The sequence below is a fragment of the Streptomyces sp. NPDC046831 genome, assembly GCF_040645305.1.
Lineage (GTDB): Bacteria > Actinomycetota > Actinomycetes > Streptomycetales > Streptomycetaceae > Streptomyces.
This window is the reverse complement of sequence record NZ_JBEYXZ010000025.1, coordinates 66,657-81,222: the sequence shown is the minus strand read 5'-3', so window position 1 is coordinate 81,222 and position 14,566 is coordinate 66,657. Positions and strand designations below refer to the sequence as shown.

The following is a 14,566-nucleotide window of genomic DNA, read 5'->3' as shown; positions in this document are numbered from 1 at the left end:
CAGTGCGGCGGCGGCCCCTCCCGCGGGTGGTGCGGGAAGGACCGCCGTCGTTCGGCCGGGCGGCGCGGTCAGCGGCGCCGCGCGCGCAGGGCCGCCAGGTTGTCGTAGCTGATCTTGGCCTCGCGCAGCGACTGCGCCGGGTCGGTGGCGCTCGGCGAGTTGTCGTCCTCGACCATCGGGTTGTGGTAGTTCCGCTGACCGACGCGGGAGAAGAACGTCGTGTAGTCGATGACGCCCGTTCCGAAGGGCACCATGTCGTAGCCCATGCCGTTGGTCGTGCTGACGACACCGTCCTTGGCGTGGAACAGCGGGTAGCGCCTGTTGTGGCGGACGACCAGGCCGGCCGGATCGAAGACGTTCCTCCGGGTGGAGCCGTCGTGGGCGGTGTACGTGTGGAACTTGTACTGGGCGACGTGCGCCCAGAAGACGTCCATCTCCAGCCAGACGAGCCGGGGGTCGGTGATCTTCAGGAAGTACTCCAGCTTCCGGATGCCGGAGCTGCGGGTCGGCCGGCCCTGGTCGTCCAGCGGGCCGCCGTCGAGCAGGAAGCCGTACGCCGCGTCGTGGTTGTGGGTGTAGAGCTTGATGCCCTCGCGGCGGGCGATCTCTCCGAGGGCGTTCCACTTGTCGGCGGCCACGTCCCAGTCGGCGCGGTAGGAGCTGCCCGTGGGGTCGCCGCCGGTGCCCATGTGGTCCATGCCGAGGATGTTGGCGATCTCCAGGTGCTTCTTGAAGGTGTCCAGGTCGGCCGTGGTGAGCGGCCAGGAGGACGGGATGAAGCCGTGGTTGCCCTGGGCGCGCAGCCCGTACTCGTCGAGCCAGGAGCGCAGCATCCTGGCGCCCGCCACGGATTCCAGGCCGGCCCCGCCGGGGGCGTTGGCGTGCTGGTTGTAGCCGGCGAACTCCACCTGGCGGTAGCCGTGCCGGGCCAGTTGCCTGAACACCTCGCGGAAGCCGGAGGGCAGGTCGCTCGCGAGGGGGTCGCGGGCGGTGGCGTCACGGACGGTGTAGAGGATGATGCCGCGCTTGTCCGGCGGGACGAGCACCTGCCCACGTCCGGGTCCGTGGTCGTGGTTCCTGTCCCGGTCGTGGGCCAGTGCGGGGGCGGCGCCGAAGACGGGGGCGGCGACGGCTCCGGCCGCCACGGCGGTGCAGGTGCTGAGGAAGCGGCGCCGGTCCACACCGAGGGTGCGGCGCAGTCCCTCGTCCGGGGCGTCGGCGGCGGAGGCGGCGGCCTCGGTGCGGGAGCGGTCGGAGTACGGGGTCACGAGTGGCCTGCCTTCTCGGTCGTGGCCGGCTCCGGTCCCGCCGGGACCGGCCGTTGTCAGTGTCGTGTGTTTCACTCTCAGTAGTCGGATCTCGGGTGCCGTGCCGGTGGTGCGTCAGCCGAGTCCGGCCAGGTGGAGCAGGAGTGGTTTGACATCGGTGGCCGCGACGCGGTCGCCGACGGCGTGGGGGGTGGAGCAGATGAGGAGCGGACCTTCGTCGTCGCTCGCGGGGAGGCGGCCGTGGCTGCCGCGGATGGGTGAGGCGTCCAGAGGCACGACCGCCATGCGGTAGCGCAGGCCGAGTTTCTTGCGGGCCAGGGCCGTGGCCGCCTTGACCTTGACGTAGGGGTCGAGCGGGTCCATGAACAGTTCGACCGGGTCGTAGCCGGGTTTGCGGTGGATCTCGACGAGCTGGGCGAAGTCGGGCGCGCGGGCGTCGTCGAGCCAGTAGTAGTACGTGAACCAGGCGTCGGGTTCGGCGACGGCGACGAGTTCGCCGGAGCGCGGGTGGTCGAGGTGGTGGGCCTTCTTGCCCTCGTCGTCGAGGAGTTGCTCGATGCCGGGCAGTCCGTCGAGGGCGGCCCGGGTGGCGGCGAGGTCCCCGGGGCGGCGCACGTAGACGTGGGCGATCTGGTGGTCGGCGACGGCGAAGGCGCGCGACGCCATCGGGTCGAGGTACTCCATGCCGTCCTGGGTGTGGACCTCGAGGAGGCCGGCGCGGCGCAGGGCGCGGTTGATGTCCACGGGCCGGTCGGCGCGGGTGATGCCGTACTCGGACAGGGCGACGACGGTGCGGCCCTCGGCGCGGGCGTCGTCCAGCAGCGGGGCGAGGGCCGCGTCGAGGTCGGCGGCCGCCTTCAGGGAGCGCGGGTCGTCGGGGCCGAAGCGCTGCAGGTCGTAGTCGAGGTGAGGGAGGTAGCACAGGGCGAGGTCGGGGTGGCGGGTGCGCAGGATGTGGCGGGTGGCGTCGATGATCCACCGGCTGGAGACGAGGTCGGCGCCGGGGCCCCAGAAGTGGAAGAGGGGGAACGTGCCGAGTTCGCCGGTGAGTTCGTCGTGCAGGCCGGGCGGGCGGGTGTAGCAGTCGGGTTCCTTGCGGCCGTCGGCGTAGTAGACCGGGCGGGGGGTGACGGTGATGTCGGTGTCGGCGCCCATGGCGTACCACCAGCAGATGTTGGCGACCGTGTAGCCGGGGTGGGCGCGGCGGGCGGCGTCCCACAGCTTGTCGCCGGCGACGAGGCCGTTGTGCTGCCGCCACAGCAGCACCTCGCCGAGTTCGCGGAAGTACCAGCCGTTGCCGACGATGCCGTGCTGGGACGGGGTGGCGCCGGTCAGGAAGGTGGACTGGGCGGCGCAGGTGACGGCGGGCAGGACGGCGCCGAGCGGCGCGCTGCTGCCGGTGCGGGCGAGGGCCGTCAGGCGGGGCATGTGGGCGAGGAGCCGGGGGGTGAGGCCGACGACGTCCAGGACCAGGAGCGGGGTGGGGCGTTCGGCGGACGGCGGTGCGGGTGCCGGTGGCCGGGTCACGGCAGCTCCTTCAGGCCGAGGTCGGTCAGCAGGTCGCGGGCGAGGGTGAGTTCGGCGGCGATGCCGTCGGCGAGCCGGCCCCGGGTGGCCGGGCGCAGCGCGGGTGGCAGGGCCTGCCAGGTGTAGGTCTCGACCTCGAGGTGGCGGGTCAGCGGGTGCGGGCCGCCGACGAGCCGGGCCAGGGCGTCCTTGAGGACCGGGAGGGTGGAGGTGAGGGGCGCGGCGGGGGCCGCGTGCAGCGGGACGTGGAAGTGGGCGCGCCAGGGGGCCGCGTCGGGCAGGGCGTCACCGGTCAGGGCCTCGGTCAGGTCGTCCGTGCCCCGCAGGCCGGCGCGGGTGGCGGTGCGGGTCTGGTGCAGGAAGCGGGGTTCGGCGAAGGCGGCCAGGGCCTCGCGGACCTCGGGGAGGTGGGGTTGTCCGGCGTGCAGGGCGGCGGAGAGCTGGGACTTGACCACGGGCACACCGGCCCGGGTGAGGTCGTCCAGGGCGGTGTGCGGGTCTTCGAAGGAGGTGGCGAGATGGCAGGTGTCGACGCAGATGCCGACGCGGTCGTGGGCGATCGCGGTGAGCGGGGCGATGGCGTCATGAGCGGTCTCGACGACGCAGCCGGGCTCCGGTTCCAGGCCGACGCGGACGGAGCGTCCGGTCAGTTCCTGGAGGGCGTCGAGGCGTTCGGCGAGGGTGCGCAGGGCGGTGCGGGCGGTCTTCGCCCGCTGCTCGTCGTAGGCGGTGCGCCAGGCGAGGGGCAGGGTGGAGATGCTGCCGTCGGTGACGTCGTCGGGGAGCAGTCCGGCGAGGACGCGGGCCAGGGAGGTGGTGTGTTCCAGGCGCTCGGAGTCGGCCCAGTCCGGTGTGTAGACGCGGTACTTGACCTCCTCGGCGCCGAATCCCTCGTAGGGGAAGCCGTTGAGGGTGACGACCTCCAGGCCGCGCCGGTCGAGTTCCATGCGCAGGCCCCGCAGCGCGGACGGGTCGCCGACGAGGGTCCGAGCGGCGTCCGCGGCCAGCCACAGGCCGATGCCCAGCCGGTCGCGGCCGAGGCGGCGGCGGACCGGCTCGCAGTGGTGGCGGAGCTGGGCGAGGACGCCGTCGAGGGTCTCGGCGGGGTGGACGTTGGTGCAGTAGGCGAGGTGGACGGTGGAGCCGTCGGGGTGGCGGAAGCGCATGCGTCACGCCCTCCGCGCGGGCTCGCCGGCGTCCGCGGCGGCGGTGTGGGGACCTGCGCCGGGCTCCGGCGAGCCGGGTCCGTCGTGGCGGAGGGCGGGGTCCTCGGGGGCGGCGCCGTCCTGCGGGCCGGTGGCGTCCTTGGGCGCGCCGCGCAGGATGGAGTTGCCCTCGTGGGTGGCGCCGGGGGCGGCGACGTCGAGGTTCAGGCGGCCGCTGAGACCGTAGAAGGCGACGGGGTTGCGCCACAGCACCCGGTCGACGTCGTCCTCGGTGAAGCCCTGGGCGAGCATCAGGTCGGCGACCTTGCGGGTCTTGAGGGGGTCGCTCCTGCCCCAGTCGGCGGCGGAGTTCACCAGGACCCGCTCGGGGCCGTAGGCGCGCAGGATCGCCACCATCCGCTCCTCGTCCATCTTGGTGTCCGGGTAGACGGAGAAGCCGAGCCAGGCGCCGCTGTCCTTGGCCTCCTTGACGGTGGTCTCGTTGAGGTGGTCGACCAGGACCCGGTCGACGGCAAGCGCGGAGTCCTTGACGACGTCCAGGGTGCGGCGCAGCCCCGCGAGCTTGTCGCGGTGCGGGGTGTGGACCAGGGCGGGCAGGCCGTGGTCGGCGGCGAGCTGGAGCTGGGCGGCGAGGGCGGTGTCCTCGGCCGGGGTCATGGAGTCGTAGCCGATCTCGCCGACGGCCACCACGTTGTCCTTGACGAGATACCGGGGCAGCGCGTCGAGGACGGGTGTGCAGCGCGGGTCGCCCGCCTCCTTGGGGTTGAGGGCGAGGGTGCAGTGGTGGGCGATGCCGTACTGGGCGGCGCGGAAGGGCTCCCAGCCGAGGAGGGCGTCGAAGTAGTCGAAGAAGGAGGCCGGGGAGGTGCGGGGCTGGCCGAGCCAGAAGGACGGTTCGACGACGGCACGGACGCCTGCGGCGTACATGGCCTCGTAGTCGTCGGTGGTGCGCGACGTCATGTGGATGTGGGGGTCGAAGATGCGCATCAGGACTCCTTGCCGTGGGGGTCGACCGGGCCGCCGGACGGGGGCGCGGACTCGGTCAGGGCCAGGACGCGGTGCAGGTCCGCGGGGACGGGGCGGCCCGCGGCGGTGCGTTCCGCGGCGTAGTCGCCGAGCATGCGGGCGAGTTCGGCGTCGCCCCGGGCGCGCCGGTCCAGGTCCGCCACGTGGTCGAGGGCGACGCCCGTGAACAGGCACTTCAGGACCGCGTGCCGCCAGGCGTGGGCGTCCAGGTGCCGGGCGGCGTAGGGGCCGAGCGCGGCGGCGACCAGCCGGGTGTCATTGGTGCGCAGGGCGTCCTCGACGAGCGGGAGGGCGTCGGGGCCGTCGGGCACGAGGTGGGGCAGGGCGTGCAGGACGGCGCGGCGTTCGTCGGCGGTGCCCTGGAAGTAGACGCGGGTCAGGGCGTCGGCGTCGGCGCGGGCCGCGTGCAGGATGAGCACGCGGGCGGCGTCGGCGTGGGCGGGGCCGCAGCGGCGGCCGGCTTCGGCCAGCCGCAGCTCCCACACGGAGATGGGCCCGTGGGTGCCGGGGCGGGTGGCGGCCTCGTCCAGGGCCTGGTCGAGCCAGGCGCGGGCGGCTCCGCCGAGCCGGTCGTCGAGGCGGCGGCGCAGTTCGGCGGGCGGGGTGAGGGCGGGGGTGGTGCCGTCACCGCGGGTCGCCGGTCCGCCGGTGGTGGCTGCCTCCGGGGTGGCCGGTGCGGCATGGGGGCGGGTCATGGGGTTCTGCTCCCTTCGGAGGTGGCGGAGGGATCGCCGTGCGGTGGGACGGGGGCGGATGGGGCGGGGGCGGAAGGGGCGGCGTGGCGTAGGAACGGGAGGGAGTGGGCGGCGAAGTGGGGGCCCGCGTGGGAGTGGCGGGGCAGTTCGACGACCGTCAGGCCCTGGTAGCCGGTGGCGGCGAGGGCCGCGAGGACGGGCGGGAAGTCGATCTCTCCGTCTCCGAGGGGGAGGTGTTCGTGGACGCCGCGGCGCATGTCCTCGATCTGGACGTGGCGCAGCCAGGGGGCGGCGTCGCGTACGCAGTCGGCGGGCGGGAGGGGTTCGAGGCACTGGCAGTGGCCGAGGTCCAGGGTGAGACCGAGCGGCTCGGGGTCGCCGAGCGTGCGGCGCAGGTGGTGGAAGTCGGCGAGGGTGGCGAGAAGGTGGCCGGGTTCGGGTTCGACGGCGAGCGGGACGCCGGTGGCGGTCGCGGCGTCCAGGACGGGGGTGAGGGTCTCGGCGAGGCGTTTCCAGGCGGTGTCCTCGTCGGTGCCGTCGGGGACGCTGCCGCTGAAGCAGTGCACGGCGTGCGCGCCGAGGTCGGCGGCGACGCGGACCGCCCGCAGGAGGAGGTCGACCCGGCGCGCGCGGTCCTCCGGGTCGGCGTCCAGCAGCGAGGGGCCGTGCTTGCGGCGGGGGTCGAGCACATAGCGGGCGCCGGTCTCCACGGTCACGCCGAGCCCGAGCTCGTCCAGCCGGTGCGCCACCCGGCGGGTGCGGGCGGCGAGGTCCGGGGCGAGCGGGTCGAGGTGCATGTGGTCCAGGGTCAGGCCGACACCGTCGTAGCCGAGGTCGGCGAGGAGGGCGAGGGCGTCGTCGAGACGGAGGTCGGCGAGGCCGTTGGTGCCGTAGCCGAAGCGGAGGGGGGTGGGTGCGCACGGGTTCGCGTCCCGGCGGACGTCCCGGGCAGGGCGGCCGTCTGCGCCCCGGCTCGCGTCCCGGGCCAGGCCGGAACCGTCCCCGCCGACGCCCCGGCGCACGTCCCCGGCAGCGCGGCCACCCGCACCCCGACTCGCCTCCCGGGCCAGGCCGGAACCGTCCCCGCCGACGCCCCGGCGCACGTCCCCGGCAGCGCGGCCACCCGCATCCCGACTCGCCTCCCGGGCCAGGCCGGAACCGTCCCCGCCGGCGTCCCGGTTCGCGGTCCGGTTCGGGTGCGGGCTCATGTGATGCTCACCTTCCTCATGGCGGCCCTCCTCGCGAACATGCGGCCGGCCGGGGCGAGAGCCGCGACCAGGAGGGAGGTGGCGGTCGCGCCGGAGCGGGCGGCCAGCGCGGCCTGGAGCGGGACGGTGGCGCGGATGCCGCCGCCGACCGCGCGCTGGGTGAGCGGGGGTGACGGGTTCAGCGCGGCGTGGGCGTAGGGGCGGGCGGCCGTGGCGGCGTAGGCGGCGGCCAGGACGGTGACGAGGGCCCGCCGGGTGGTCCCGGGCGGGCGCCCGGCCGGGCCGGAGCCCGGCAGGCCGGGGGCGGCTGCTGCCCGCCGGCCTGCCGGGGGTCGGGTGCGGCGGTGGGTGACCAGCCGGGTCAGCGCCCCCGTCGTCGCGAGGGCCGCCAGCGGAGCCAGGGCCGAGCCGCCGGTGGTCTCCCGGCGGGAGACGGCCGTGACCGCGAGGGTGTGGCCGGCGAGCAGCGCGGCGGAGGGCAGTGCGGCCCGGGTGCCGCCGCCGGTGGCCGTGGCGCCCAGGAGCAGATCGAGTCCGCGGGCGGTCGCCATGGCCGCGGGACCGGCGGGTGTGTGCTTCAGGGCGAGGTCGTAGGCCCAGACGGTGGCCGCCAGCGGCGCGGCCACCGCGAGGGCGCGGCGTCCCGCGCCGGCGGCGAGCGCGAGGCCGGCGCCGGTGAGGGCCGCGGCGGCGGTGAGGGCGGCGGCCGGGCGGACGCGGCCGGACGGCAGCGGGCGGTGCGGCCGCTCCACGGCGTCCTCGGCGCGGTCCGCCCAGTCGTTCAGGGCCATGCCGGCCTCGTACAGGCACAGGGAGGAGCCGATGGCGAGCAGGGTGCGGGGCCCGGGACGCGCGCCGGCCGCCGCGGCGCCGGCCAGGGCATCACCGGGGACGGTGAACAGCGCGGGCAGCCGCAGCAGTTCGGCCCAGGCGCCCGCGCGGTCCGGTCGCGGGCCGCGGTCGCAGGACGCCGCACCGTCCCCGCGGTCGCCGGACGCCCCACCGTCCCCGCGGTCGCCGGACGCCCCACCATCCCTACGGTCGCAGGACGCCGCACCATCCCCGCGGGCCGGGCCGGCTGCCGGCGTCACAGCGGGTTCGGGCTTCGCCGCGGCGGTCGTGCGGCTCATCGCCGCGTCCCGCGGTCCTCGGCGTCGTCCCGCAGCCGCTCGGCCAGGCGCATCAGCTCCGTGTACTGCTCGGCCAGTGACGACGGTCCGTCGCCGACCGGGTCCTTGAAGTAGAAGCCCAGTCCGGTCAGCGGGCCGGTCAGCCCCTTCTCCCGGGCGCGGAGGGTCAGCCGGGCCAGGTCGAGGACGAGGGGGGCGGCGAGGGCCGAGTCGCAGCCCTGCCAGGTGGTCTGCAGGACCATGCGGGCGCCGAGGAAGCCGTCGAAGGCGATGTGGTCCCAGGCGGTCTTCCAGTCGCCGAGGGCCGGCACGTCGTCGATGTGGACCTGGCCCTCGGGGGTGGTGCCGAGGGTGTCGGCGAGGACGCGTTCCTTGCCGGCGTTCTTGGCGGCGGCGGCCGCGGGGTCGGCGAGGGCGGCGCCGTCGCCGCCGCCCAGGAGGTTGGTGCCCGACCAGGCCCGTACGGCGAGGGCGCGCTGCAGGAACATCGGGCCGAGGACGGAGCGCAGCAGGGTCTGCCCGGTCTTGCCGTCACGGCCCGCGTACGGCAGGCCCGAGGAGGCGGCGAGCGGCGCCAGGGCGGGGTGGTGCAGGCCGGTGGAGGGGGTGAAGTTGACGTAGGGGCAGCCGGCGCGCAGGGCGGCCGCCGCGTAGAGGGAGCTGGGCGGCAGGGTGCCGTCGGTGGGGGCCGGCTCGGTGGAGGCCACGTTGATCACGACGGCGCCCGCGAGGTCCTGGCGGTGCACGAAGTCGCGGATGTCGGCTGCGAACACCTCGATCCACTGGTCCTGGGTGCGTCCGGTGTCGCCGGGCAGCGGACCGCCGGGCCTGATCTCCCGGTCGGCGGCGACGAGTTCGGCGTGCACGGCGGACGGCAGGCCGTGCGGCAGGACACCGCCGGCGGCGAGGTGCTCGGCGCGTTTGGGCAGCGGGCAGTCGAGGGTGTCGTGGCCGCCGAGGACGAGGGACGGCAGCGGGGGCAGACCGCAGGAGGTGAAGTCGGGGGTCTCGGTGACCATGCCGGTCGGCGGGTGGAGCCCGGCGGCGACGGCGGCGCAGCCCGCGATCGCGGTCGTGGCGACGGATCCGCGCGCGCCGATGAGCCAGACGCCGAAGCGGGGGGCCGGGGAAGGGGTGGGGAGGGACGGTTCGGCGGACATGGGCAGCCTCCTTGTCGTACGCGAACCTGGTGCGAGCGCCGCAGGGGGACGAGCGGGGTGCCGGGCGCGGGCCCGGCGGGACGGCGGGCGGAGGTCCGGCGTCCTCCGCCCGCCGCCGTTCCGGTGGCCCTCAAGGGCCTGTGCGGGCCTGTGCGGGCCTGTGCCGGCCTGTTTCGAGTTCCGCGCCTGCGCCCCGGCGCCCGGCACGCACGCACGCTCGCACGCACGCACGCACGCACGCACGCACGCACGCACCCTCGCCGCACGGTGCGCAGGACAGGTGGCTCCGCCACGTGACCTGCCGCACCGGCACGCCGGTCGCACGCACCGAACGCCGCGGGCGCCCGTGCTCCGCGCGGACGGCGCGGAACTCGGAACAGGCCATTAGGAGGGCAGTTCCTTCAGCTGGATGTTGCGGAAGGAGACCTGGTCGTCGGCGCCGTGGTTCTGCAGGCCGAGGTAGCCGTCGGTCAGGCTCCGCTCGGGGTCCTTGTTGGTGAAGTCGTTGATCCTGACTCCGTTGAGGAACACCTGGAGGCGTTCGCCCTGGACCTTGATCTCGTAGGAGTTCCACTGGCCGGGCGGGCGCAGGACCTGGTCACGGGCCTTGGTGTTCGCCGCCTTGAACGTGTAGATCGCACCCGTGGTGCGGTCGACGGCGTCCGTGGCGTCGATCTGGATCTCGTAGCCCTTGTTCACCGCGGACCAGGGGTCGTCGGACGCCGGGAAGCCCACGAAGACACCGGAGTTGTCGTCGCCCCGCATCTTCCAGTCGAGCTTGAGCGAGTACGACTTCAGCTCCCTGGCCTGGTACCAGAGCAGCCCCATGCCGCCCTCGGTCTCCAGGGTGCCGTCCTTGACGTTGAACTTCCCGGGGCCGGCCTGCTTCCAGCCGTCCAGGGTGCGGCCGTTGAAGATCTCCCGGTAGCCCGTGTCCGGCTTGCAGTCCGCCTTCACCTGGCCGGTGGCGTACCGCAGGCCGCCGAGCAGGTGGGCGCGGAAGGCCTCGTCGGCGTACGACTCCTTGGTGTGGCCGCCGCCGGTGTAGAAGGAGCGGCCGCCGCCGTAGCTCTGGCACCAGGCGATCGGGTGGTCGCCCTTCATGGTGCCGCCCTGGTAGGTGGTCTCGTCGAGGCTGGCGAGGACCTTGGCCTGCTCACGCGGGTTGGTGCGGTAGTTGTACCACTCGTCGGTGCGCTCCCAGGTGTCGCCCAGGTGCGCGGTGGCCGGGTGGTCGTGGTCCTCGACGCGCACGGTGCCCTTCTGGATGGCCGGGTGCGAGTCGAACCAGGCGCCGACGAGACCGCCGTAGAACTGCCAGTCGTACTCGGTGTCGGCGGCAGCGTGGACGCCCATGTAGCCGCCGCCGTTCTGCACGTAGTTCTCGAACGCCTTCTGCTGGTCGGCGTCGAGGACGTCACCCGTGGTGGACAGGAAGGCCACCGCGTCGTACTTGGCGAGGTTGGCGGTGGTGAACTGGCCGGCCTCCTCGGTCGCGGTGACCGAGATGCCCGCGGTGGCGCCCAGCTCCTTCAGGGCGGCGACGCCCGCCGGGATGGAGTCGTGGCGGAAGCCGCCGGTCCTCGAGAAGACCAGGACCTTCTTGCCGCCCTTGAAGGGCTGATCGGAGAACTCGAAGTCGTCCACGTCGAACAGCGCGCCCTCGCCGCCCTTGAACACCAGGTAGATGTCGGTGGTCTTCTTGGGCAGCGACCGCAGGGGCACGTCGACGTTCTGGAACGTCTCCCAGCTGCCGGTCGGCGGGATGTACGCCGAGCCGTGCAGCGTGCCGGTGGGCGAGCCGGTGCGCAGCTCGATGAAGCCGCCGGCACCGCCGGAGGAGGCCCGTACGGTCATCTTCTTCTGTCCGTCGAACGTGTAGGGGCTGAAGGAGATCCAGTCGCCGTCGTGGATGTCGCCGGCGGTCTTGCCGCCGTTGGCGCCGGTCTTGTCGATCACCGACACGCCCTGCTGGGCGCCGAAGTGCTCGGCCTGGCGGTGCAGCGGCTGGACCACGGCGCGCGCGGTGCCGGTCAGGGCCTCCTGGCCGTTGGCCCCGCTGTCGGTGTAGCCGGCGCCCACCACACCGTAGATGTTGGCGTTGGGGTCGTGTCCGCCGTCCCCGGCGGGCGGCAGGAGGGTGCCCTCACAGCCCGTCTCGCTGGTCAGCTCGTGGGCGTGGGAGTCGTGGCCGAGGCTGTAGACGACCTTGACCCTGGAGCAGTCGACGGTCTCCTCGGGGTCGGTCACCGTCACCTTGAAGGGCACGGGTTCGCCGAACGCGGCCATGGTGCCGTTGCCCGGGACGTCGATCCTCACCGTGGGCTCGGTGTTGCCGACCACGATGCGGACGCTGGCGCTGCCGGTGTTGCCCTCGGGGTCCTTCGCGGTGAAGGTCGCGGTGTAGGTGCCGGCCTTCTTGTACTTGTGGGTGGGGGTGAGGCCCTCGCCCCTGGTGCCGTCGCCGAAGTCCCAGCCGTAGGTGAGGTCCGGGGAGTCCGCGTCCTTGGCGGTGGCGGTGAACTGCACCTTCAGGCCGGCCGCGCCGGAGGTCCTGTCCGCGCTGACCTCGGCGATCGGGGAGAAGCCGTCCTCGGCGTTCTCGATCCGGTACAGGGCGGAGTCCTTGTCGCCCTGGAACCAGGACAGTCCGTAGTCGAGGACGTAGAGCGCGCCGTCGGGGCCGAACTCCATGTCCATGATCTGGGTGCCGGTCCACGGGAAGTCGTTGATCTTCGCGACCGTGCCGTCGTCGTTCTGCTCGATCCGCTTGATCCAGCGGCGGCCGAACTCTCCGGCGAAGAAGTCGCCGTCGTACTCCTCGGGGAACTTCACCTTGGAGTCGAGGTCCGGGTCGTAGCGGTAGACCGGGCCGCCCATCGGGGACTCGGAGCCGCTGCCGAACTCGGGCACGGAGTCGTCGTCGTACGGGATCCAGGCGGCCTGGGCGGGCGGCAGGTCGACGAGGCCGGTGTTGTGCGGGGAGGTGTTCTTCGGGGCGGCGCAGTCGAAGGTCTCACCGGAGGTGCGGGTGGCGAAGTCGTAGTCGGCGTACGGGTCGTTGTCGCCGGTGCAGAAGGGCCAGCCGAAGTTGGCGGCCTTGGTGACCTTGGCGAACTCGACCTGCCCGGCCGGGCCCCGCTCGGGGTCGGCGGCACCGGCGTCGGGGCCGTAGTCGCCGACGTAGACCGTGCCGGTCTTCTTGTCGACGCTGATCCGGAAGGGGTTGCGGAAGCCCATCGCGTAGATCTCGGGGCGGGTCTTCTCGGTGCCGGGCGCGAAGAGGTTGCCCTCCGGGACGGTGTACGAGCCGTCCTCGGCGACCTTGATGCGCAGGATCTTGCCGCGCAGGTCGTTGGTGTTGCCGGCGCTGCGGCGGGCGTCGAAGGCCGGGTTGCGGTCCGGTCGCTCGTCGATCGGCGTGTAGCCGTCGGAGGCGAAGGGGTTGGTGTCGTCGCCGGTCGACAGGTAGAGGTTGCCCTCGGCGTCGAAGGCGATGTCGCCGCCGACGTGGCAGCAGGTGCCGCGGGAGGCCGCGACGTCCAGGACCTTCTTCTCGCTGGCCAGGTCCAGTGTGCCGTTGGGGTTGAGGACGAAGCGGGAGAGGCGGTTGACGCCGTCGAACTTCTTGAAGTCCTCGGCGGTGCCGTTCTCCGGGGCGTCGCCCGCGGGGGTGTCGAGCGGCGGGGCGTAGTACAGGTAGATCGCCCGGTTGTTCTTGAAGTCCGGGTCGATGCCGACGCCCTGCAGGCCCTCCTCGTCGTGGTTGTAGACGGGGATCCTGGCGGCGACCTTGGTGACGCCGCCCTGGTCGGTCAGGCGCAGTGTGCCGTCGCGGGCGGTGTGCAGGACGCTGCGGTCGGGGAGCACGGCGAGCGACATGGGCTCGCCCATCTCGGGTGCGCCCTTGGCGAGCGGCACCTGCTGGAACTGCCCCTCGGCAGCCGCCGGTTCCGCGTGTTCCGGGTGGCCGGGGCGGGCGCCGGCCACCGTCGCCGGGGCGCCCACGGCCAGCAGCAGGCCGGTGAACAGGGCGAGGCCGGCGCGTAGTCCGGGACGACGCCTCGCGACGTCGGTGGATGTGAGTCTGCTTCTGTGCACGAAGTCCCTCCGGGAACGGGGTGGGGCCGTACGGAACAGGTGCGAGGACATGTGGTGCGTACGGTTGCGTGCGGGCGCCGGGGTGCGCCGTCACCCCGGAGGCGTGGGGGGCCTGACCACTTCAGGGACGGTAACCGCGTTATTCCGGGGCGAACACCCCTTGGGCCAGGACCGGTTGGACTTTCTCCCAGTACAGGACAAAGCGGGGTCCGGGCAGCCCGGGCCGGGGACCGGCGGATGCTCCGGCCCCCTTCCCGGGCTGCCGCCGGGCATGCGGGTCAGCTGTTGAAGGCGGCGTCGAAGGAGGCGCTGGGCGGTTCGAAGTCGTAGGCCTTCAGCCGGGCCAGCGCCTCGGGGGCGCCCTGGAGCCGGTCCATGCCGGCGTCCTCCCACTCGACGGAGACCGGGCCCTGGTAGCCGATGGACCGCAGCATCCGGAAGACGTCCTCCCAGGGGACGTCGCCGTGGCCGGCGGAGACGAAGTCCCAGCCGCGGCGCGGGTCGCCCCACGGCAGGTGGGAGCCGAGGCGGCCGTTGCGGCCGTCGAGCCGGGTGCGGGCCTCCTTGCAGTCGACGTGGTAGATCCGGTCGCGGAAGTCCCACAGGAAGCCGACCGGGTCCAGGTCCTGCCACACGAAGTGCGAGGGGTCGAAGTTGAGGCCGAAGGCCGGGCGGTGCCCGACCGCCTCCAGGGCGCGCTGCGTCGTCCAGTAGTCGTAGGCGATCTCGCTGGGGTGGACCTCGTGCGCGAACCGCACGCCCTCGGCGTCGAAGACGTCCAGGACGGGGTTCCAGCGCTCGGCGAAGTCCTCGTAGCCGCGTTCGATCATCGATTCGGGCGCGGGCGGGAACATGGCGACCAGGTGCCAGATCGCGGAGCCGGTGAACCCGATGACGGTGTCCACGCCGAAGGCGGCCGCGGCGCGGGCGGTGTCGGCCATCTCGGCGGCCGCCCGCCGCCGTACGCCCTCGGCGTCGCCGTCGCCCCAGATGCGATCCGGCAGGATCGCGCGGTGGCGTTCGTCGATGATGGCGTCGCACACCGCCTGGCCCACCAGGTGGTTGGAGACGGCCCAGCACTTCAGGCCGTACTTGTCGAGGAGCTGGTGGCGGGAGGCGACGTAGGACGGGTCGGCGAGGGCCTTGTCGACCTCGAAGTGGTCGCCCCAGCAGGCGAGTTCGAGGCCGTCGTAGCCGAACTCGCGGGCCAGGCGGCAGACCTCCTCCAGCGGGAGGTCGGCCCACTGGCCGGTGAAGAGAGTGAAGGTGCGCGGCATCTGGCGGG

At 73.7% G+C, this 14,566-nt stretch carries 10 protein-coding genes; all 10 read right to left on the bottom strand.

Annotated elements, in window-relative coordinates; translation table 11 throughout:
- Positions 1 to 68: 68 nt before the first annotated feature.
- The 10 genes from ABZ920_RS21295 to ABZ920_RS21250 all read right to left on the bottom strand — a co-directional run bounded on the left by ABZ920_RS21295 (position 69) and on the right by ABZ920_RS21250 (position 14,558).
- A complete protein-coding gene (locus ABZ920_RS21295; protein ID WP_361507107.1) occupies positions 69 to 1,268 on the bottom strand; it encodes a sugar phosphate isomerase/epimerase family protein in 1,200 nt (399 codons plus the stop codon).
- 114 nt (positions 1,269 to 1,382) lie between these two features.
- The gene (locus ABZ920_RS21290; RefSeq protein ID WP_361507104.1) at positions 1,383 to 2,795 is read right to left on the bottom strand and encodes a nucleotide pyrophosphatase/phosphodiesterase family protein; all 1,413 of its coding nucleotides are present in this window, start codon (positions 2,793 to 2,795) and stop codon (positions 1,383 to 1,385) included.
- Entirely contained in the window at positions 2,792 to 3,961 is a 1,170-nt protein-coding gene (eboE, locus tag ABZ920_RS21285; protein WP_361507101.1) for a metabolite traffic protein EboE, read from the bottom strand. Before eboE ends, ABZ920_RS21290 begins: the two co-directional genes overlap by 4 nt.
- Positions 3,962 to 3,964: 3 nt before the next feature.
- Complete coding sequence (locus ABZ920_RS21280; RefSeq protein ID WP_361507099.1) at positions 3,965 to 4,948, bottom strand: TatD family hydrolase; 984 nt, start codon at positions 4,946 to 4,948, stop codon at positions 3,965 to 3,967.
- The gene (locus ABZ920_RS21275; protein WP_361507097.1) at positions 4,948 to 5,682 is read right to left on the bottom strand and encodes an EboA domain-containing protein; all 735 of its coding nucleotides are present in this window, start codon (positions 5,680 to 5,682) and stop codon (positions 4,948 to 4,950) included. Before ABZ920_RS21275 ends, ABZ920_RS21280 begins: the two co-directional genes overlap by 1 nt.
- The gene (locus tag ABZ920_RS21270; RefSeq protein ID WP_361507094.1) at positions 5,679 to 6,890 is read right to left on the bottom strand and encodes a sugar phosphate isomerase/epimerase family protein; all 1,212 of its coding nucleotides are present in this window, start codon (positions 6,888 to 6,890) and stop codon (positions 5,679 to 5,681) included. Before ABZ920_RS21270 ends, ABZ920_RS21275 begins: the two co-directional genes overlap by 4 nt.
- Positions 6,887 to 8,020: an SCO3242 family prenyltransferase gene (locus ABZ920_RS21265; protein ID WP_361507091.1), complete on the bottom strand. Its 1,134-nt coding sequence runs from the start codon at positions 8,018 to 8,020 to the stop codon at positions 6,887 to 6,889. Before ABZ920_RS21265 ends, ABZ920_RS21270 begins: the two co-directional genes overlap by 4 nt.
- Positions 8,017 to 9,180, bottom strand: coding sequence for an inositol-3-phosphate synthase (locus ABZ920_RS21260; protein ID WP_361507088.1), 1,164 nt, complete (start codon positions 9,178 to 9,180; stop codon positions 8,017 to 8,019). The genes ABZ920_RS21265 and ABZ920_RS21260 overlap by 4 nt, the downstream gene beginning before the upstream one ends.
- A gap of 384 nt (positions 9,181 to 9,564) precedes the next feature.
- A complete protein-coding gene (locus ABZ920_RS21255; protein ID WP_361507085.1) occupies positions 9,565 to 13,281 on the bottom strand; it encodes a ThuA domain-containing protein in 3,717 nt (1,238 codons plus the stop codon).
- Positions 13,282 to 13,559: 278 nt separating this feature from the next.
- A complete protein-coding gene (locus ABZ920_RS21250) occupies positions 13,560 to 14,558 on the bottom strand; it encodes a sugar phosphate isomerase/epimerase family protein (protein ID WP_361507082.1) in 999 nt (332 codons plus the stop codon).
- Positions 14,559 to 14,566: the final 8 nt, after the last annotated feature.

Excerpts from the sequence above, each read along its gene's own strand:
- eboE (WP_361507101.1), bottom strand. The coding sequence starts at position 3,961 with ATGCGCTTCCGCCACCCCGACGGCTCCACCGTCCACCTCGCCTACTGC.
- ABZ920_RS21280 (WP_361507099.1), bottom strand. The coding sequence starts at position 4,948 with ATGCGCATCTTCGACCCCCACATCCACATGACGTCGCGCACCACCGAC.
- ABZ920_RS21275 (WP_361507097.1), bottom strand. The coding sequence starts at position 5,682 with ATGACCCGCCCCCATGCCGCACCGGCCACCCCGGAGGCAGCCACCACC.
- ABZ920_RS21270 (WP_361507094.1), bottom strand. The coding sequence starts at position 6,890 with ATGAGCCCGCACCCGAACCGGACCGCGAACCGGGACGCCGGCGGGGAC.
- ABZ920_RS21265 (WP_361507091.1), bottom strand. The coding sequence starts at position 8,020 with ATGAGCCGCACGACCGCCGCGGCGAAGCCCGAACCCGCTGTGACGCCG.
- ABZ920_RS21260 (WP_361507088.1), bottom strand. The coding sequence starts at position 9,180 with ATGTCCGCCGAACCGTCCCTCCCCACCCCTTCCCCGGCCCCCCGCTTC.
- ABZ920_RS21250 (WP_361507082.1), bottom strand. The coding sequence starts at position 14,558 with ATGCCGCGCACCTTCACTCTCTTCACCGGCCAGTGGGCCGACCTCCCG.